Genomic DNA, 19,066 nt, shown 5'->3' with positions numbered 1-19,066 from the left:
ATTTGTGTTAGGCCACAGTTTGCTGCGGGTTTCCTGCAACTGATTGTGGCCTTTCGTGTAACTGGCGGGCAGTGGTACGAAATTGTTTGGGGGACAGGCCGGTATTGCGTTTAAACGCAGTGCTAAAGGCACTTTCCGACATGTAACCCAGTTCAAGGGCCAGCGAGGATACAGGAATATCACGTTCGCGAAGGGCGCGACGGGCAAGGCGCATACGCCAGTTTTGCACATAGGTTAATGGCGGCATGCCAACCCTGGTGCGAAACCGCAAGGCAAAACTGGTGCGTGACATGCCTACTTTTTGGGAAAGTTCGGCCAGGGTCCATGCGTGGGCGGGGCAGGTGTGGATATGGCGCAGGGCCGGGCCGATATGCGGGTCGCCAATGGCTTGTAACCAGCCGCGTTCCTGCGGGTCGGCATTGGCAATATAGGTTCGCAATACCTGTACGAACATCAATTGTGCCAACTGGTTGGATGCCACAGCCTGGCCTGGCAAACCCAGGTCCTTTTCCGCAATCATTTGTTCCAGTAACCAGCGCAAAATCGCCGATTCCCGGTTATCTGCGCGAATACGCACCAGTTTGGGTAAAACGCCGGTCAAAAAATCCATCCCGTCGATATCAAGGCGGACATGCAACCCCAGAACAAAACACTCCGGCTGTTCACCAATGACAAGGGAATTATTTGTGGTGTCCCGGTACGCCTTGCGGGCATCAATTGGCGTCAGGCCCGGTTCGCTGGCCATGACATAGCCGTAACACCCGTTAAATAGCACAACGTCACCGGTTTCGATCCAGACCGCAGATAGATCCTCGCGCGGGTCCGGTATTAGCCAATAGCCACCCTGGACAACGGCGTTAAATTTTACACCGTCAGGAGGCGGCAATTGCAAGGCCCATTTACCGCCTGCTTTCATCGCCCCGGAAATGGTGCTGCGAGCATTTAAAATATGTAGGGCATCGGACAGGGGATCAACAGTCATTTGGTACGATCGCGCAATTTATTGGGACTTTAGCGTATTCATCATTCAGAATTCCCAGCTTATATCAAGTGTCACCGTATGAACAGGAGACACAAAATGACAACAGCACAGGCGCCCATCGGCTCGGGGTTCAAGGCCGCGTCAACGACAAACGATGTTATCAACGGACAAGACCTGACAGGTAAGGTTGCCATTGTTACCGGCGGGTATTCGGGGCTTGGCGTGGAAACGGTTCGGGTTTTTCTAAAGGCTGGGGCACAGGTGATTGTGCCCACCCGCGACCGCGCCCGGGCGGAAAAGGCGCTGGCGGAGGTGCCCGGTGCAGAACTTATGGACCTGGACCTGATGAACCCGGCATCAATTGATGCCTTCGCCGATGCGTTCCTGGCATCCGGGCGTCCATTGCATGTGCTGGTAAATAATGCCGCTGTGATGGCAAGCCCGCTTTTGCGCGATGATCGCGGCAACGAAGCGCAGTTTTCCACCAACCATCTGGGGCATTTTCAGTTAACGATGCGGTTATGGCCGGCTTTGTGCAAGGCCAAAGGGGCACGCGTGGTGGCGGTGTCGTCCCGTGGGCATCGGTATGCGCCGGTGGATCTGGAAGACCCGAATTTTAACAATCGTGATTATGACCCGTGGAAATCCTATGGTCAGTCAAAAACCGCAAATGCCTTGTTTGCCCTGGCACTTGATCAACGTGGTAAAGCCCATAATGTGCGGGCCTTTTCGCTGCATCCAGGCGGTATTCTTGCCACAAATCTTAGCCGGCATATGTCCGCCGAGGCATTGCAGGCAACCGGTTTTGTTGCCAAAGACGGATCGCCAATTATCGACCCTGAAACAGGCAAAAAAACACTGGAACAAGGGGCGGCCACCACGGTTTGGTGTGCAACCAGCCCGCAATTAAACGGTATGGGCGGGGTTTATTGCGAAGATTGCGATATTTCCCCCGTCGTAAGTGCCGATGCGGAAACGGTCGGGGTTTTCTTTCCCGGTGTGTGGCCGTGGGCCTGTGATCCGCACCAGGCGGAAAAGCTGTGGCAGTTAAGCGAGAAAATGACAGGTGTGTCCTTTCCTGCGTCATAAAGCCGCCTATTGGCAACAACATGACCTGACAGGGTTAATATCGTATCGTCGCCCTGTTTTGATGTGACCCTGCATTTAACAGGGCGGCCTGGTTTTGGCCGCCCGTTTATTCGATGGTTTCGGTGTCATAGACACCCCAAATTCCCTGGCGTTGCACCCAGCCGTCGTAATCCTGAAACTGGACCTGGCACCAGTCGACCCCTTTGGGGCAGGTTTCCACCCGGCCGACAACCCCGGCTTTAACCAGGGCAATGGGCCGGGCATTTTTGTCGGCTGCGGCATAAAGCGTAATTTCATCGCCGGTGACAATGACATAACGGGTGCCGATTAGCAGGCTTTGATGGACCCAGCCCTCGCTGCCTTCCCAGTCGCGTACTTTGCGCCAGGTATCAAATTCCGATACCACTTCCATCGGTAAATGGCTGTGCTGATAAATCCAGACCTTGGGGTAACGCAGCCCGGGGCCGGAACGCAGATGTACCTTATCTGACCGCAATGCAACAAACCGGGGGATCGGCAGGCCCGATTCTTGTGCAAGAGCAAAGTTTGGCAGGATAAAACCGCATAATACGATCAATAGAAGGAGCTTTCGCATCCCAGCAGGCATGGGGGTGGTTCCCTTTTTGTGGTCAGTAACCCGACTTTATCGTCAAAATCGGATATTTAAGAAATAAAATTACAAAAAAGACGTCAAAATTCTTGCTTTCGTACCTTTGGCCGTGGCATCACTGCATTGCGGCAAGATGCAAAGGCCCAAAAAGCAATCTTGCCAGCAAAGAGTTAAAAGACCGCATAGGATCGGCAGATGACCAAGAAAAAGCCCCTCGTCATCGTGACCCGCAAGTTGCCGGAAGCGATTGAAACCCGCATGATGGAACTGTTCGATAGCCGGTTGAACATCGACGATACGCCGATGGACAAAACCGCCCTGATCGAAGCTGTGAAACATGCCGATGTTCTGGTGCCGACTGTTACCGACCGTATCGATGCGGCGGTTCTGGCCCATGCGGGGCCGAATTTGCGTCTTATTGCCAACTTTGGCAATGGTATAGACCATCTTGATCTGCAAACAGCACGCCAGCGCGGCATTACTGTGACTAATACCCCCGATGTCCTGACCGAAGACACCGCCGATATGACGATGGGGTTAATCCTTTCCGTGTCGCGCCGGGTCGGCGAGGGGGAACGCCTTATTCGTTCTGGCGACTGGAATGGCTGGGGGCCAACATTGATGCTGGGCCACCGTATTTGGGGCAAGCGCCTGGGTATTGTTGGCATGGGCCGCATTGGCCGGGCTTTGGCACGCCGGGCCAAGGGATTTGGCCTGTCGGTACATTATCATAACCGCCGCCGGGTTCACCCCGATATTGAAGAAGAACTTGAAGCCACCTATTGGGAAAGCCTGGACCAGATGCTGGCCCATGTTGATGTGGTATCGGTCAATTGCCCGCATACACCGGCGACCTATCATTTGCTGTCGGCGCGGCGGTTAAAGCTTTTGCAATCACACGCCATTCTGGTTAACACCGCACGCGGTGAAATTGTTGACGAAGCCGCGCTGACGCGGATGTTGTCCAATCAGGAAATTGCCGGGGCCGGGCTGGATGTGTTTGAACATGAACCTGCGGTAAACCCGAAACTGATCGAACTTAACAATGCCGTGCTGTTGCCCCATATGGGGTCGGCCACCATCGAGGGGCGCATTGATATGGGCGAAAAGGTGCTGATTAACATTAAAACCTTTGTCGATGGACATACCCCGCCCGACCGCGTGATTGAAGGGTTACTGTAAAACACAGGTTCTGTTTTCAGGTCTCTATCAATATCAACTGCCAAAAGCCTGCCGCAATGATAGACGGCGGGCTTTTTTTATGCCGCTGATCCGTCGGGGTAAAATGTATCGGGTCATTTTGGGGCGGGCAGGTTGGGGTGGTCAGGTAAATTAATCGCTCCTCCTGACATATCCTGACAGGGGTGTGGCGAATTTGAACGTTGCGCCATTTCCTTTTGCCACAGGCTTCGGTATCACTGGGGGATAAATGTCTCTCAGGGAGTTCCCCCAATGGCCTATTTGTTTGCACCTGCCGATGTTACGACTGTTCCGGTTGACGGCAGCGACGATGTTTTTCCGGTAAATCGTATTTTTTGTATTGGCAAAAACTATGCCGATCATGTGCGTGAAATGGGGTCGGACCCGGCCAGTACGCCACCTTGTATTTTCATGAAACCGGCAAATTGCCTGAAGGTTGGTGACGGCGATCTGGCTTATCCTTCTGCCACGCAGGATTTGCATTATGAAGGTGAACTGGTTGTTGCCCTGGGTGCGGGTGGCAAGGATCTGGACCGGTCGGCAATTGAAGCGGCAATTTTTGGCTATGCCTGCGGCCTTGATATGACGCGCCGCGATGTGCAGGGCGACCTTAAGGAGCGCCGCTTGCCGTGGGATATGGGCAAATCATTTGATGATTGTGCCGCGATTTCCGCCATTCGCCCCAAAGCTGCCTGTGGTACCCCGGCTGACACCAATTTGAAGCTGTCGGTTAACGATACCGTGCGCCAGAATGATACAACCGCCAAAATGATCTGGCCGGCGATTGATGCGCTGGTTCATCTTTCCACCCTGATCGAACTTAAAGCGGGCGATTTGCTTTATACCGGAACCCCCGAAGGTGTTGGTGCGGTTGTCCGTGGCGACCGCATGGACCTGGTGATTGAAAATGTTGGTTCACTGTCGGTGACATTGAAATAACCTGAGTAACCCCAATAACGGAGCCGGTTTTGAAAATCGTAAGCTGGAATATCAATTCGGTGCGCTTGCGCATCGACCAGGTGGCAGAGTTTTTGCGCGACCAGCAGCCCGATGTGTTGTGCTTGCAGGAATTAAAATGCCCCGACGAGCATTTCCCCCACGAGGCCTTTGATGCACTGGGCTATAAACACCGCCACGTGCATGGAATGAAATCCTATAACGGCGTGGCGATTATTTCCAAAATGCCATTTACCGGCACTGAAATTAAGCATTTTTGCGGCAAGGAAGACCGTCGTCATTGTATGGCGGTGTTTGAAAATGGTGTTGAAGTGCATAATTTTTACATCCCCGCCGGTGGGGATGAACCTGATGTTACCATCAATGAAAAATTCGCGCATAAACTGTCATTTTTGCAGGAAATGACCCAGTGGTGGACAGAACGCCGCCAGACCGGTGAACGTAAAGCCGTGCTGGTTGGGGATTTTAACATTGCCCCGTCGGAAAATGATGTCTGGTCGCACAAGCAGCTTTTGAAAGTGGTCAGCCATACCCCGGTCGAGGTGGAAGCGCTGGAACGTTTTCGTCAAAGCGGCGATTTTATTGATGCCGTGCGTGAAATTTACCCGGAACCGGAAAAACTGTTTAGCTGGTGGAGCTATCGGTCACGCGACTGGCGGGTCTCGAACAAGGGCCGACGGCTGGACCATGTTTGGATGACACCGGAACTGGCCGGAACAGTCACCAGGGCATCAGTATACGATACTGCGCGTGATTGGGTGAAACCGTCGGATCATGCGCCGGTCATTGCCGAGTTCAACGTTTGATATTTGCAGATTAACCGGTTCTTGTGGTCAGGAACCGGTACAAAGGCTGCCGCGATACAAAAAGAAGCACAGGCGAGGTATCTGCTTGAAACAGCGGATTTTTCTTCCTCCTGTGCTTTTTTTATGGGAAACTTTCCCCCGGTTTGGGGAGAGGAAATAGCGGTTGGGCCTTTGGCGTAATAATCCTGTGCTCGATATTATGCCGGTTCGTCCAGTATTTCCGGAAGTGGGAAAATGATATGCGTAAAATCCTGATTGGCCTGACGATCATTGTGCTGATCGTTGTCGGGTTTCTTGTTTATCTTTATGCCAACCTTGATTCGATTGTGAAATCGACCATCGAGGAAGCCGGAACGCGGGTGACCCAGGCCGAGGTTAGCGTTGATGCCGTTAAGATTGAAACCACCCAGAACACCGCCGAGATCAAAGGTCTGAAAATTGGTAATCCGGATGGATTTTATAGCGAGCAGGCCTTTTCGCTAGGGGATATTTCGGTTGTGATTGATGGATCGTCACTGACCGAGCCTGTTATTCATGTTGAAAAGGTTATGATCGATGCGCCGTCGATCATTTACGAGGTCGGCGATAACACATCCAATATTGCGACGATCCAGCGCAATGTTGAAAGTTTTATCAGTCGTGTTTCCGGGCCGGCCGGTGATGATGCGACCAAGGATGCCAAACAAATCAACGAGGATCAAAGTGGCACCCGTGTTGTCATTGATCACGTGTATATTCAGAATGGCTCTGTGGCAATTTCGGCCAGTTTCCTCGGTGGGAAAAAGCTGTCAACGTCGTTGCCTGACCTGCATTTGACCGATATCGGCCGCGACAGTAACGGGGCAACGCCTGCACAGGTTGCCGAGAAAATTTTATCGGCGATGAACGGTGCCGTGATTAACTCGGTTTCAAAGTTGAATATGGACGGTTTGATGCAGGGTGTTGGTGATTTTAGCAAAAGCCTGACGGCCCCGCTGGGGGCACTGGGAACGTCGGGAACCGCCGGATCGGGCACAGATGGCGGTAGTTCGTTAAAAAATGGAGCGAATGCCGTGGGAAATGCGGTTAAAGGTCTGTTTGGCACGGGTAAGTCCGATAGTGAATGACAACAGGGGCCGCAGTGGCGTTGTCCTGATACTGTATTTGTCGGGCAGGCTGCAGCAAGCCTAAAGGTCTGAAATCAGGGCTAAACAGCCCTAAACTTGCCAAATTTTATCGCTTATATAGCGCCGCGAGGAGATTGATATTTTAACAATGTTGCGCCTGCGGTTTCGTGATTAATCTGTATGGAATGGGAAAAAACCGTTCCGCATTTGAACAAGGGATATGAAATGCGTTTACTGATTGCTTTATTGTTGCCGTGGCTGTTGTTTTTTACCATTGGGCGGCCTTTTGCCGGGATTATCTGCCTGATTTTGCAAATCACCCTTCTGGGCTGGATTCCGGCTGCGATCTGGGCGGTTTATGCGCTAAGCCAGTATAATACCGACAAAAAGATCCAGAACGCGTTCGGCGATCGCACGTTCTGATACGGCGAAAATGGACCAGACATGTTACCCGGCACTGTCATATGTGCCGGGTTTTTTTTATGGTTTAGTCCTTCGAAGCGATGCTGGTATTGGGTGGTGCCATATTATGCCGTGATCAGTGTGTTGCAATTATCGCCCTTGCGAACCGCCAATATCACGGGTCAGGCGGGCTGCAAAATCGTCGGTCATGCCGGAAATATAATCGAGTATCGACAGATAAAGATCATAAAGCCCGCCACCGATTGGTAAATCATCGCGGCCAATCAGTTCACGCACCCGTGCGGCGCGATAGGATAATTCGCTTTCGCTATGCGCCTGATGAATTTCCAGTGCCGTGCGACAAAAGGTTTCCAGCAAGACTTCGATACAGGCAAAGGCACCAACCTCGATCTGAACCTTGCGGCGGTTCAAAATGATCTGCTGTTCGGAAAATTCCTTGGCCCGTAAAATCATATCGTTATAGGGGCCATCAACATGGCTTAGAAGTTCGCCCGTCATTTCGCCCGCCAGCAATTGTTCTTCGTTGGCAATAAAGGCATCGCTGGTCGCGGCAAGCAGCCCGGTCATGATGCGCCCCCGCAGAAAGTTCATTTTTCGCGTAACGTTTTGTTCGCGGTGATATTCCCCTGGTACATCATGGATGCATGGCATGATCAGGTTCTCAAATACCTGAAAATCAACCAGTTCCAGTTCGATCCCGTCTTCAATATCGATCAGGGCATAACAAATATCGTCTGCCGCCTCGACCAGATAAACCAGCGGGTGGCGGGCATAACAATTTTCTCCCCGCCTGATCAGACCGGTGACGTCCGCCACCTTTGCCAGCATCGGGGCTTCCTGTTGAAACGCGCCGAATTTGCGCTTTTCGGGAAAGGGGCTGTCAATTGCCGTCCACGGATATTTGATGAAACTGGCAAGGGTGGCATAGGTCAGGCGCATACCGCCATCATGCAGGCCGGTGCGTTTGTTGGTCAGCAACCGAAAACCCTGGGCATTGCCCTCGAATGTCAGTAAATCGGCGCGTTCACCATCGGACAGAGGCGCCAGGAATTTTTCGTCGGCTTCGGCAAACCATTGGCGAATGGCATATTCCCCGGCATGACCAAAAGGCGGGTTGCCAATATCGTGGGCCAAGGCGGCGGCCTGGCTGATTGCGGCCAAATGATCGGCCTCGACATGATCGGGAAGATGCTGTTTTTCCGCCAGACGATGCCCCACCATCAGCCCCATTGACCGCGCAACACAGGAAACCTCGAGGCTGTGGGTCAGCCGGGTGTGAATATTGTCGTTTTCAGGCAGGGGGTGAACCTGGGTTTTGCGTTGCAGGCGGCGAAAGGCCGATGAAAAAATGATCCGGTCGTAATCTTTATGAAAATCGGACCGGCCAAAGGTTCCCACAGATGAATGTTGGGTGCCCAACCGGGCCGGGGACAGCAGTTTTTGCCAGTTCATCATCTGTTTTGGTTCCTGAATGTGTCGGTCATGGGCGCACTTTGCCGCAAAGGTCATGATATAACCTTAAGACTGCTGCTGCTAAAACAGGTTGGGTAAAATTTAATTATGCACCGGGCACCGCAGCCGACCCAGCCAGCAGGCCGCCATCAATGGTAAGTTCGGCTCCTGTCATATAGGCAGCCTCGTCCGATGCCAGCATCACGGCCACGGCGGCGACTTCTGCGGGGGTGCCAAACCGTTTGGCCGGTGTATCGGCCACAAGGGCTGCCATCCGTGTTTCGCGGTCAGGGCCAGTACCCAGCATGGGTTCCCACATGGGTGTTAAAATGGCGGCAGGATGAATGGAATTACAGCGAATATTATACCCTTTCTGGGCACAATAAAGCGCAACCGTTTTACTGTGGTTGCGAACAGCAGCCTTTGAGGCGGCATAAGCGGCAGCCAGGGGAATACCGACCATGCCGGACCGCGATGAGATATTTATGATCGATCCGGAAGGCCGGTTTTGCATGGCGCCAATGGCATATCGGCAACCCAGAAATGTTCCGTCAAGATTAACGCGATGAACGGCCTGCCAGTCGGCAAGGCTGGCATGTTCGGGGTCATGGGCAACCACACCATTTTCAAAACCGGTGATGCCGGCATTATTGACCAGAACATCGATTTCCGGCGCCGCCTTTGCCAGTTTCTGCCAGCCTTTTTCACAGCCAACATCAAGGTGAACGGGCGTGCATTTTGTTTCGCGGGCAAAAGCCTGAAGGGCTGTTTCGTCACAATCGGTGGCGATGACATTTGCACCTTCGTTGATAAAAGCCCGGCAAATGGCGGCACCGATGCCGCGCGCAGCACCGGTAACGACACAGGTTTTGTTTTCAAGGCGTTTCATCCGGGGCTCCTGTGTTTGTAAATGCCGATTAATACAACCTTAAATATTAAAAAAGTGGCGCGTTGGGGAACGCGCCACTTCATTTTAAGGGTTTCGTATGGGCCGATGCCTTATTGGCCCAGCCCCTTTTCCATTACCAGATCAAGGCGACGGGCAAAGGCGACCGGGTCGGGCAGGGCTTCGCCTTCTAAAATACGGGCCTGATCAAGCAAAAGCAGGGCAGCGTCATTCAGGATATCAGCTTTGGCATCGGCATTGGCAACACCGGACAGCTTTTTGATCAGGCTGTGTTTCGGGTTGATTTCCAGAATGCGCGTGCTGACATCGTCAACCCGGTTATGCTGTTTCATCAGCCGTTCCATCCGCAGGTCCATGTCACTTTCATCGGCGATCAGGCAGCAGGCAGAACTGGTTAAACGGTCGGATTCGCGAACATCTTTCACGTTGGTACCCAGCGCAATTTTGATCGCGGCAATCAGGGTATCAAGTTCGGCGTCGCTCACCGGTTTTTCGTCGGCGTCGTCTTTTTTGTCGGCCTCATTTTCATCGGTTTTGACGTCATTCAAATCGGCACCGCCCCGGGTGACAGATTTGAAGTCTTTTTCGTCAAACTGGCCGACAGACGGCATCCAGAATTCATCAACCGGGTCCGTCAATAGCAGGACTTCAACGCCCTTGGCATCGAATCCTTCCAACTGCGGGCTGCGGCGCAGGGCATCCACATCCTCACCGCTGATATAATAGATGGCCTTCTGGCCTTCTTTCATCCGGCTGACATAATCTTCAAGGCTGGTCCAGCCATCGACCTTCGATGATTTGAACCGGGCCAGCTTCAGGATACGATCACGATTGGTATAATCTTCATACAGCCCTTCCTTCACGACCGAGCCAAAGGCCTCCCAGAAGGTGTTGTAACCTTCGGTGTCCTTTTTGGCACTGCTTTCAAGTTCCGAAAGCAGTTTTTTGGTCAGGCCGTTTTTGATTTTGGTCAGCAGCGGGTGGTCCTGCAACATTTCGCGCGAAACGTTAAGCGGCAGGTCCTGGCTGTCAACCACACCCGATACAAACCGCAACCACGGCGGCAGCAATTCGTCGGCACCTTCGGTGATGAAAACCTTGCGCACATAAAGTTTCAGGTGATTGGTGCGTGACGGATCATACAAATCGAACGGGCGCATGGTCGGGATATAAAGAAGCCCGGTATATTCAATGGCACCTTCGGCCTGATAGTGGATGGTTTTCCAGGGTTCATCAAACGCGTGCGAGCTGTGTTTGTAAAATTCCTTGTACTGCTCGTCGGTGATTTCCGATTTCGGGCGCGTCCAAAGGGCCGATGCTTCGTTCAGGGTTTCGTCATCGCCATCGGCCTTCATCAGCACAACCGGAATGCCGATATGGTCGGAATAGGTTTTAACGATGTGGCGCAGGCGGTGTTCTTCGGTGAAATCCTTGGCATCATCATTCAGATGCAGTGTGATCTGGGTGCCGCGGCCTTCCATTTCGGTTTCGGCGATGGTGTATTCACCCTTGCCATCCGATGTCCACTTCCAGGCCTGGCTGTCACCCGCCTTTTTGGTAATGACTTCCACCTTGTTGGCAACCATGAAGGCTGAATAAAAACCAACCCCGAACTGCCCGATCAGATCGACGCTTTTTTTCGCGTCCTTGGCCTGGGTCATGGCTTCAACAAACTTTGCCGTGCCCGAATTGGCGATTGTGCCCAGGTTTTCCACCAGATCGGCCTTGTTCATGCCAATGCCGTTATCAATGATGGTCAGAACGTTGCGGACATTATCTGTCATCAGGCGAATTTTAAATTCGCTGTCCCCGGCAATCAGTTCCGGGTTGCCAATGGCTTCGTAGCGCAGCTTGTCACACGCATCGGATGCGTTGGAAATGAGCTCGCGCAGGAAGATGTCCTTATTGGAATAAAGCGAGTGGACAACGATGTCGAGAAGGCGGCTGACCTCGGCCTCGAACCGCATTTTTTCTTCCGTCATGACCTCTGTTTTCTCCTTTGGGATCAATGGACTTACCATCAATTTACAAGGGATACGATTATATCCCCCGCGACCTTAATCTGCTTGATATGCGTCAACACATCTTGCAGCGCAAGCCCTGTATCCTACATCTATATTAAAGATGGTTTTTCCCGGCACCGCAAACAGGGTGTCGGTCCTGCCCCGGGATGGGCGTCATCCCGGATAAAATGCAAGGCGCAAAGTCTTGTGAACGTCCAAGCCTTAAACAGGAGGCCCTATATGAAGGTTCCCGTGCAAATCACCTATCGTGATGTTGATCAGTCCGATGCGCTTGACGAGCGTATTCGTTTTAAGGTGGAGAAACTGGAAGAAACCTTCGACCGCATGACATCGTGCCATGTGGTTATTGAAAAGCCCCATTCATCCCATGCGCGCACGCAATATTCTGTCCATTTTGGAATTAACGTTCCGGGAAAGGAAATTATGGTCAAACGCGACAGTGCCGACCATGCGCACGAGGACGTCTATATCGCGCTGAAAAACAGTTTTATGGCCGCGCGACGGCAGCTAAAGGACTATGCCGAGAAAATGCGCAATCATTGATCTGACCCTGCGCAGATCATAGCGGTTTTATCCGGGAAAGGATCGGGGCGGCATGTGATGCCGCCCCGTTGTTGTTCGTTACCTATAGAAAATCCCTGCACCGGCGGGCGGTGCAGGGATAAAGGATGTAAGGATAGGGCACTGATGTCAGATATTACTGTCAGGCAAGGTCAAAACGGTCTGCGTTCATAACCTTGGTCCAGGCGGCGACAAAATCGGTTACGAATTTTTCGCCATTATCGTCCTGTGCGTAAAGTTCGGCATAGGAACGCAATATGGAATTGGAACCAAAGACCAGATCGACCCGGCTTGCTGTCCATTTTACGGCACCGGTTGTACGGTCGCGGATTTCATAGACATCTTTGCCCGCCGGTTTCCACGTGTTTGCCATGTCGGTCAGGTTTACGAAGAAATCGGTGCTAAGCGTACCTTCACGGTCAGTGAGAACGCCATGTTTGGTGCCGCCGTGGTTGGTGCCCAAAACACGCATCCCGCCAACCAGAACCACCATTTCAGGGGCCGTCAGGCCCATCAATTGGGTCCGATCAAGCAACATTTCTTCGGCACTGACGGCATAATCGGCTTTTAGCCAGTTACGATAGCCGTCATGTACCGGTTCGAGGGCATCAAACGAATCGGCATCGGTCATTTCATCGCTGGCATCGCCGCGACCCGGGCTGAAAGGTACATCAACATTGAAACCGGCGGCTTTCACGGCCTGTTCGATGCCAACATTACCGGCCAGCACAATGGTATCAGCCAGGCTTGCGCCATGTTGGGCTGCAATCGGTTCAAGCACACCCAGAACTTTGGCAAGGCGTGCCGGTTCGTTACCAGCCCAGTCTTTTTGCGGAGCCAGACGAATGCGGGCACCATTGGCACCGCCGCGCATGTCCGATCCGCGATAGGTGCGTGCGCTGTCCCATGCGGTTGTGACCATTTCCGAAAGGCTCAGTCCGCTATTGGCAATTGCCGTTTTCAGGGCTGCAACGTCATAGCTGGTGCTGCCCGCCGGGATCGGGTCCTGCCAGATCAGGTCTTCTTTCGGAACGTCCGGGCCAAAATAGCGGGCTTTCGGGCCCATGTCACGGTGGGTCAGTTTGAACCACGCGCGGGCAAAAACGTCGGAAAAATATTCCTGGTCATTGGCAAAAAGTTCGCAAATCTGGCGATAGGTCGGGTCTACCTTCATGGCCATATCGGCATCGGTCATGATCGGCATGCAACGAATGGACGGGTCTTCGACATCGACCGGCTTGTCTTCTTCCCTGATGTTGATCGGTTCCCACTGCCATGCACCAGCCGGGCTTTTCTTGAGTTCCCATTCATAACCGAACAGAAGTTTGAAATAACCATTATCCCATTTGGTCGGGTTGGTCGTCCACGCCCCTTCAATGCCACTGGTGATGGTGTCGCGGCCAACGCCCTTGCCGTTCGGGTTGGCCCAGCCAAGGCCCTGGGCATCAACGTCGGCGGCTTCGGGTTCGGGGCCAAGGCGGCTGGCATCGCCATTACCATGGGTTTTACCAACGGTGTGGCCGCCGGCTGTCAGGGCTGCGGTTTCTTCGTCATCCATTGCCATGCGGGCAAATGTTTCGCGAACCTGTGCCGCTGTTTTCATCGGGTCCGGGCTGCCATTGACCCCTTCCGGGTTCACATAAATCAGGCCCATTTGTACCGCTGAAAGCGGATTTTCCATTGTGGTGGGGTCTTCAACGTCGCCATAACGGCCATCACTGGGGGCCAGCCATTCTTTTTCAGCGCCCCAATAGGTGTCTTTTTCCGGTGCCCAGATATCCTCGCGGCCAAAGGCAAAACCGAATGTTTTCAATCCCATCGATTCGTAGGCAATGGTCCCTGCCAGAATATAAAGGTCGGCCCAGCTGACCTTGTTGCCGTATTTTTTCTTGAGCGGCCATAACAGACGGCGTGCCTTGTCCAGGCTTACGTTGTCAGGCCATGAATTAAGCGGGGCAAAGCGCTGGTTGCCGGTGCCGCCACCACCCCGCCCGTCTGCCAGGCGGTAGGACCCGGCCGAATGCCATGCCATGCGGATCATCAGGCCACCATAATGCCCCCAGTCGGCCGGCCACCATTCCTGGCTGTCGGTCAACAGGGCATGCATGTCTTTTTTCAGGGCGTCAACATCAAGGCCTTTTAGCGCCTGCTGATAGCTAAAGGACGTTCCCAGCGGGTTGGTTTTGGTATCGTGCTGGTGCAAAATGTCCAGGTTCAGGGCGTTGGGCCACCAATCCGTGTTGGTTTCACCGGTAGAGGTATGTGCGCCGTGCATTACCGGGCATTTACCGGCTGTATTCTTACCGTTTCCATCCATCTTAATCTCCGATCATGGCTTCGTTGACTAATTTACCGGCAAATGGCGATTGGACCCTGTGCCGTTTAACTGCGAATTTTTTTGTGACCGCACTGCATATTTCGGGATGCAATCTCTTCACTTCGGCAACTCTAGCAATGCAGTATTTTAAAGTGAATTCACAAATTTATTAACTTTCGATAGTTTTTTTCTATTACTGAAGGCGAAAGTCATAAACAGCTACGTGCCCCGATTTAAACCTGCTTCGTTGCCCATGTGTCTTTGGGTGTTTGTTGTTCCGTTAAAATCTACCATAGGGTTTGTTTTCGCGCACAAATTTATCCGTGTAACGTCGTGGTGCCACAAAACGATCATGCGGGGCTGTGCATGTCTGTTGCGTATTAGGGGCAATGTGATGGGCATATCGACAATGAACAGCATAGAAATGCCTGTATCGGGGCGTAAAACCGTTCTTGTGCAACGGGGCAGGGTAAAACGGCAGAATACTTGACTTTGTGCGGGCAAAGTGTTGAAAAGCGCTAAGACCGGTGGTTCCCGTATCGGGTAACCGCCTGCTGGAAGAGTTTAATGCAGATTTCAACCCGATCAGGTCCCCGCATCCTTGCCGTTCTGGGGCCGACCAACACCGGCAAGACCCACCTGGCCATGGAACGGATGTTGGCGCATACCACGGGTATGATTGGCTTTCCGTTGCGTTTGCTGGCGCGCGAAAATTATGACCGCGCCATTGCCAAGGTGGGCAAGGGGGCCGTCGCCCTGATTACGGGCGAAGAACGTATTCTGCCGCCACACGCCAGATATTATCTGTGTACGGTCGAGGCCATGCCGGTGAACATGCCGGTTGATTTTATGGCGATTGACGAAATCCAGATGTGCGCGGACCCGGAACGCGGCCATGTATTTACCGATCGCCTTTTGCATGCGCGCGGGCGCTATGAAACCATGTTCATGGGGGCCGAAACCATTCGCCCTGTGATCCGGCAACTGGTCGAGAATGTTGAATTTGACAGACGGGCACGTTTTTCGACCTTGACCTATTCGGGGCCGAAAAAAATACAGCGCCTGCCATCGCAATCCGCCGTTGTTACATTTTCTGCCCAGGAAGTTTATGCCGTGGCCGAACTGGTGCGCCGCCAGAAGGGCGGGGCGGCGGTGGTGCTTGGCGCGCTAAGTCCGCGCACGCGCAATGCCCAGGTTGAGATGTTCCAGAATGGCGATGTCGAACATCTGATTGCCACCGATGCCATTGGCATGGGCCTTAATCTGGATTTGCAGCATGTGGCCTTTGCTGCGCTGTCAAAATTTGACGGTCAGTTTCACCGCAGTTTAAGTGCGGCTGAAACCGCCCAGATCGCCGGGCGTGCCGGGCGCCACATGAATGACGGCAGTTTTGGTGTCACGGGTAATCTGTCTGGTATCGACCCTGATATTATCGAGCAGATTGAAGAACACGAATTTGAGCCGTTGGCGAAGGTTTACTGGCGGTCATCCCGGCCTGATTTCCGGTCGATTGACGGCTTGCAAAAATCGTTGCGCCGCCTGCCTGATAATCCAACATTGATCCGGGTTCGTGAACCTGTTGACGAAATCATGCTGGATTATCTCGCGCATATAGAAGATATAGCCCGTATCACACGGTCCCCGGACCGGGTGCGGCTATTATGGGAAGTCTGTCAGATTCCAGACTTCCGGAATATCCATACTGACGCCCATCCGCGTCTGCTTTCGGCCATCTATCAGTTCCTTTGTCAGCCAAAAAGCAAGCTGCCAATTGACTGGATGGGCGAACAGGTCTTGCGTATGGATCGTTATGATGGTGATATCGATCAGCTGTCATCGCGTTTGGCGGGTATTCGGGTCTGGACATATGTTTCGCACAAGCATAACTGGCTTGATGATGCGATACATTGGCAGGAACGAACGCGCGCCATTGAGGATAAGCTGTCAGATGTGCTACATGAACGGTTGACCCAAAGGTTTGTGGATCGCCGGACCTCGGTTTTATTGAAAAGTCTCAAGGACAAGTCTGAACTCATGTCTACCATCACTGCGAATGGTGAAGTCCAGGTCGAAGGTGAATTCGTCGGCCGACTGGAAGGATTCCGTTTCATTGCCGATGAAACCGACGCCGCCTTTGAAGGCAAGGCAATCGCCAGTGCCGCCCGTCGTGCGCTGAGTGGCGAAATTGCCCAGCGTGTCAAAACACTGGAAACGGACGAGGATAACCAGTTCGCCGTGAATGGCAAACTAGAGATCCTTTGGCACGACTCCGTTGTTGGCACCCTTAAAAAGGGCGACACGGTGCTGAGCCCCGAAATCAGCGTTATCGACAGCGAATTTTTTGACGGCCCTACCCGGGAACGGGTGCGGGTACGGCTTCAGACATGGCTGAACAGCCATATTGAAACCCGTCTTAAAATGTTAACCCGCTTGCGTGACTGTCAGATGACAGGGGCGATTCGCGGGTTGCTGTTCCAGCTTAACGAAGGTCTGGGCTGTGTTCCGCGCTCCGAACTTGAAAGTCTGATCAAGGATCTGACCGACGAGGATCGCAAGGCCTTGGCAAAGCTGGGCGTGCGTCTGGGTGTGGAAACGGTGCATGTGCTTGACGCGCTCAAGCCGGACCCGGTCGAGTTGCGCGGCATTTTGTGGGCCGTTTCCCGCGATCTGGAAGAACTGCCCGAACTGCCGCCGGCAGGCCGGACATCGGTTCTCAATGATCGTAGCAATTCCAAGGGCTTTTATCTGGCTGCCGGCTATATGCCGGTCGGTCCGCTTGCTGCCCGTGTTGATATGCTCGAACGGTTTGCAGCCCTGCTGCGCCAGAAAGCCCGCGAAAATGATGGCAAGGTCCGCCCGGACCCTGATCTTCTTTCGTTGCTGGGCTGCACGGTTGAACAGGCCGAAGGTGTGTTTGCGGCTTTGGGCTGGCGCCCGGAAATCGTCAAGGTGAAAAAAGCCGCGCCGGAACCGGTTGCTGACACTGCCGCCTTGACCGACTCGGACGTGGTTGTGGCAGATAAAGCCGATGCCGCGGAGGGCAGTGAGGCATCTGTTGCAACAACAGATGCTGAACAAGCCGATGTTGCGTCATCGGGCGAATCGGATGCCGTTGGTTCGGATGTTGCCGCAAATGCCGATAGCGCAGATGCAGTCGCGGCTGAAACTGCCGATGACGAATACGAAGATGTGAAATTTTTCGTACGCGTTGATCGTCGCAAGCGCCATCAGCCCGGGCAAAATAACCGCGGCCCGCGCAATCAGGCCGCAGGTTCGGGTGCTGGTGCCGAAGGGCGTGCAGATGGCCGTGGTGAAGGTCGCGGGGCAGGTAACCGCAACAACGGCCAGCGGGGTGGTCCGCGCCATGCCAAGGGCGGCCCCAAAGCCGCACCAAAGGGTGGTCATGGCCGCAACAACGCCAAGCCCCATCAGGCTGCCGCAAAAAATAACGAGATCAACGAAGATTCGCCGTTTGCGAAACTTAAGGAAATGCTCGCCGCCAAGGGTTAAGCCCTCGCAGGCAGCAATGATCAGGATTTCGGCCTGTTGTGGTTTTCGCAGCAGGCCGAAATTGTTTTTAAACAGGAAAAGGCAATGGCCGAACAGGATGGCGGCAAGGTCCGCATTGATAAGTGGCTGTGGTTTGCGCGATTTTTCAAAACGCGCTCGCTTGCCAGCAAGGCGTGTCAGGGCGGGCATATTGTTTTGAACAGCAATACAGTTTCAAAACCCAGTGTGGCGGTAGGCCCGGGGGACCGACTCCAGTTTTTCCAGGGGCCGCATATTCGCATTGTAGAAATTGTTGCAGTGGGCACCCGGCGTGGCCCCGCGCCCGAGGCACAGACCCTGTACGAGGATCAATCCCCGCCGCGTATAAAAAAGCAGGATGCAGACGCCGATATTCGCACCGCTACAGTTGCCATTCGTGAAACGGGTAGTGGGCGCCCGACCAAGGCCGAAAGGCGCGCGCTGGACCGTTTGCGTGGCGATAACACCGAGGATTAACCACGAGGCAGCCTGATAGGCGTATGGGATGGTCATGTGTTTAAGGCAGCAGGCGGCGGGCCAGGCCCGTTCGTGTCCTCGTCATGTGTTTTTTTGCCGACCCGCTACGCAATCGTCCTGATTGTGGGTGATTGGTGGCGGGCGAATCCTTGTGCGGGTTGCCCGATTGGCAGTGTGTTGCCCTGGCCGAAAACCCGGATTTTCTATCTATGGGTGAAACAGGTTGCCCGGGTTTGTTCGTCTGGTTTTCAGGGCGCGATTCGTCGGGGTATTCGGCAATTAAAGCGAAATCACGTTGACTTTACCCCATAAGCCCCTTATCCACTGCGGCCTTGCGTTCCAAATCGATACTGCGCTTAACAAAACCCGCCGCTATTGCCGGATTTCGGGGATAAAAGGCGGTGGTGTGATTGACAGCGCAGGTGGGAAGCCCTATACAGCGGACCTTGAATTTTATTGGATTACCTTCATTAGAACGGAGTATGTGCAGTGAAACGCACCTACCAGCCCAGCAAACTCGTACGGAAACGCCGTCATGGCTTCCGTTCCCGCAACGCGACCGTCGGTGGCCGCCGCGTGATTACCGCACGCCGCGCCAAGGGCCGCAAGCGTCTGTCGGCTTAATCT

General features: G+C 53.5%; 16 protein-coding genes. 10 read left to right on the top strand and 6 right to left on the bottom strand.

All coding sequences use genetic code 11. The features are described from left to right. Positions 1 to 7 precede the first annotated feature (7 nt). Positions 8 to 982: an AraC family transcriptional regulator gene (locus tag J4E05_RS07610; protein WP_349593954.1), complete on the bottom strand. Its 975-nt coding sequence runs from the start codon at positions 980 to 982 to the stop codon at positions 8 to 10. 96 nt (positions 983 to 1,078) lie between these two features. Here J4E05_RS07610 and J4E05_RS07605 point away from each other — a divergent pair, with 96 nt between their 5' ends. Next, a complete protein-coding gene (locus J4E05_RS07605) occupies positions 1,079 to 2,071 on the top strand; it encodes an oxidoreductase (RefSeq protein WP_349593951.1) in 993 nt (330 codons plus the stop codon). Between the two features lie 106 nt (positions 2,072 to 2,177). Here J4E05_RS07605 and J4E05_RS07600 read toward each other — a convergent pair whose 3' ends face one another. Then, positions 2,178 to 2,678, bottom strand: coding sequence for an SH3 domain-containing protein (locus J4E05_RS07600; protein ID WP_085593559.1), 501 nt, complete (start codon positions 2,676 to 2,678; stop codon positions 2,178 to 2,180). Positions 2,679 to 2,876: 198 nt separating this feature from the next. Between J4E05_RS07600 and J4E05_RS07595 the strand changes: the two genes are divergently transcribed. The 5 genes from J4E05_RS07595 (at position 2,877) to J4E05_RS07575 (ending at position 7,173) form a co-directional block, all read left to right on the top strand. Beyond that, on the top strand, positions 2,877 to 3,863 hold the full coding sequence (locus J4E05_RS07595) for a 2-hydroxyacid dehydrogenase (protein WP_085593560.1): 987 nt from the start codon (positions 2,877 to 2,879) through the stop codon (positions 3,861 to 3,863). 270 nt (positions 3,864 to 4,133) lie between these two features. Further along, positions 4,134 to 4,820, top strand: a complete 687-nt coding sequence (locus tag J4E05_RS07590) for a fumarylacetoacetate hydrolase family protein (protein WP_349593947.1) — start codon at positions 4,134 to 4,136, stop codon at positions 4,818 to 4,820. Positions 4,821 to 4,849: 29 nt separating this feature from the next. Then, on the top strand, positions 4,850 to 5,644 hold the full coding sequence (gene xth, locus J4E05_RS07585) for an exodeoxyribonuclease III (protein WP_085593562.1): 795 nt from the start codon (positions 4,850 to 4,852) through the stop codon (positions 5,642 to 5,644). A gap of 239 nt (positions 5,645 to 5,883) precedes the next feature. Beyond that, positions 5,884 to 6,750: a DUF748 domain-containing protein gene (locus J4E05_RS07580; protein ID WP_349593945.1), complete on the top strand. Its 867-nt coding sequence runs from the start codon at positions 5,884 to 5,886 to the stop codon at positions 6,748 to 6,750. Positions 6,751 to 6,975: 225 nt separating this feature from the next. Further along, positions 6,976 to 7,173: a YqaE/Pmp3 family membrane protein gene (locus tag J4E05_RS07575; protein WP_085593564.1), complete on the top strand. Its 198-nt coding sequence runs from the start codon at positions 6,976 to 6,978 to the stop codon at positions 7,171 to 7,173. Positions 7,174 to 7,302: 129 nt separating this feature from the next. Here the strand turns inward: J4E05_RS07575 and J4E05_RS07570 are convergent, their stop codons facing one another. The 3 genes from J4E05_RS07570 to htpG form a co-directional block, all read right to left on the bottom strand. Continuing rightward, positions 7,303 to 8,628, bottom strand: coding sequence for a deoxyguanosinetriphosphate triphosphohydrolase (locus tag J4E05_RS07570; RefSeq protein ID WP_085593565.1), 1,326 nt, complete (start codon positions 8,626 to 8,628; stop codon positions 7,303 to 7,305). A 103-nt stretch (positions 8,629 to 8,731) separates the two neighbouring features. Then, on the bottom strand, positions 8,732 to 9,514 hold the full coding sequence (locus J4E05_RS07565) for an SDR family oxidoreductase (RefSeq protein ID WP_349593941.1): 783 nt from the start codon (positions 9,512 to 9,514) through the stop codon (positions 8,732 to 8,734). Between the two features lie 110 nt (positions 9,515 to 9,624). Then, on the bottom strand, positions 9,625 to 11,514 hold the full coding sequence (gene htpG, locus J4E05_RS07560) for a molecular chaperone HtpG (RefSeq protein ID WP_349593938.1): 1,890 nt from the start codon (positions 11,512 to 11,514) through the stop codon (positions 9,625 to 9,627). 261 nt (positions 11,515 to 11,775) lie between these two features. On the opposite strand from htpG, the gene J4E05_RS07555 reads away from it, so the two are divergent. Then, positions 11,776 to 12,099 carry an HPF/RaiA family ribosome-associated protein gene (locus J4E05_RS07555; RefSeq protein WP_085593568.1) on the top strand — a complete coding sequence of 108 codons (324 nt, stop codon included), beginning with the start codon at positions 11,776 to 11,778 and terminating at the stop codon, positions 12,097 to 12,099. Between the two features lie 160 nt (positions 12,100 to 12,259). Here the strand turns inward: J4E05_RS07555 and katG are convergent, their stop codons facing one another. Next, positions 12,260 to 14,434 carry a catalase/peroxidase HPI gene (gene katG / locus J4E05_RS07550; RefSeq protein WP_349593935.1) on the bottom strand — a complete coding sequence of 725 codons (2,175 nt, stop codon included), beginning with the start codon at positions 14,432 to 14,434 and terminating at the stop codon, positions 12,260 to 12,262. 567 nt (positions 14,435 to 15,001) lie between these two features. On the opposite strand from katG, the gene J4E05_RS07545 reads away from it, so the two are divergent. The 3 genes from J4E05_RS07545 to rpmH all read left to right on the top strand — a co-directional run bounded on the left by J4E05_RS07545 (position 15,002) and on the right by rpmH (position 19,063). Next, entirely contained in the window at positions 15,002 to 17,944 is a 2,943-nt protein-coding gene (locus J4E05_RS07545) for a helicase-related protein (RefSeq protein ID WP_349593932.1), read from the top strand. Positions 17,945 to 17,980: 36 nt separating this feature from the next. Further along, positions 17,981 to 18,439 (top strand): RNA-binding S4 domain-containing protein, encoded by a 459-nt coding sequence (locus J4E05_RS07540; RefSeq protein WP_349593930.1) that lies wholly within the window; start codon positions 17,981 to 17,983, stop codon positions 18,437 to 18,439. A 489-nt stretch (positions 18,440 to 18,928) separates the two neighbouring features. Continuing rightward, entirely contained in the window at positions 18,929 to 19,063 is a 135-nt protein-coding gene (rpmH, locus tag J4E05_RS07535; protein WP_073953396.1) for a 50S ribosomal protein L34, read from the top strand. The last annotated feature ends 3 nt before the right edge of the window (positions 19,064 to 19,066 follow it).

The organism is Thalassospira sp. NFXS8, from assembly GCF_040148805.1.
In the GTDB taxonomy this organism is placed as follows: domain Bacteria; phylum Pseudomonadota; class Alphaproteobacteria; order Rhodospirillales; family Thalassospiraceae; genus Thalassospira.
The sequence above is the reverse complement of the archived record's forward strand: the minus strand, read 5'-3'. Positions and strand labels throughout refer to the sequence as shown.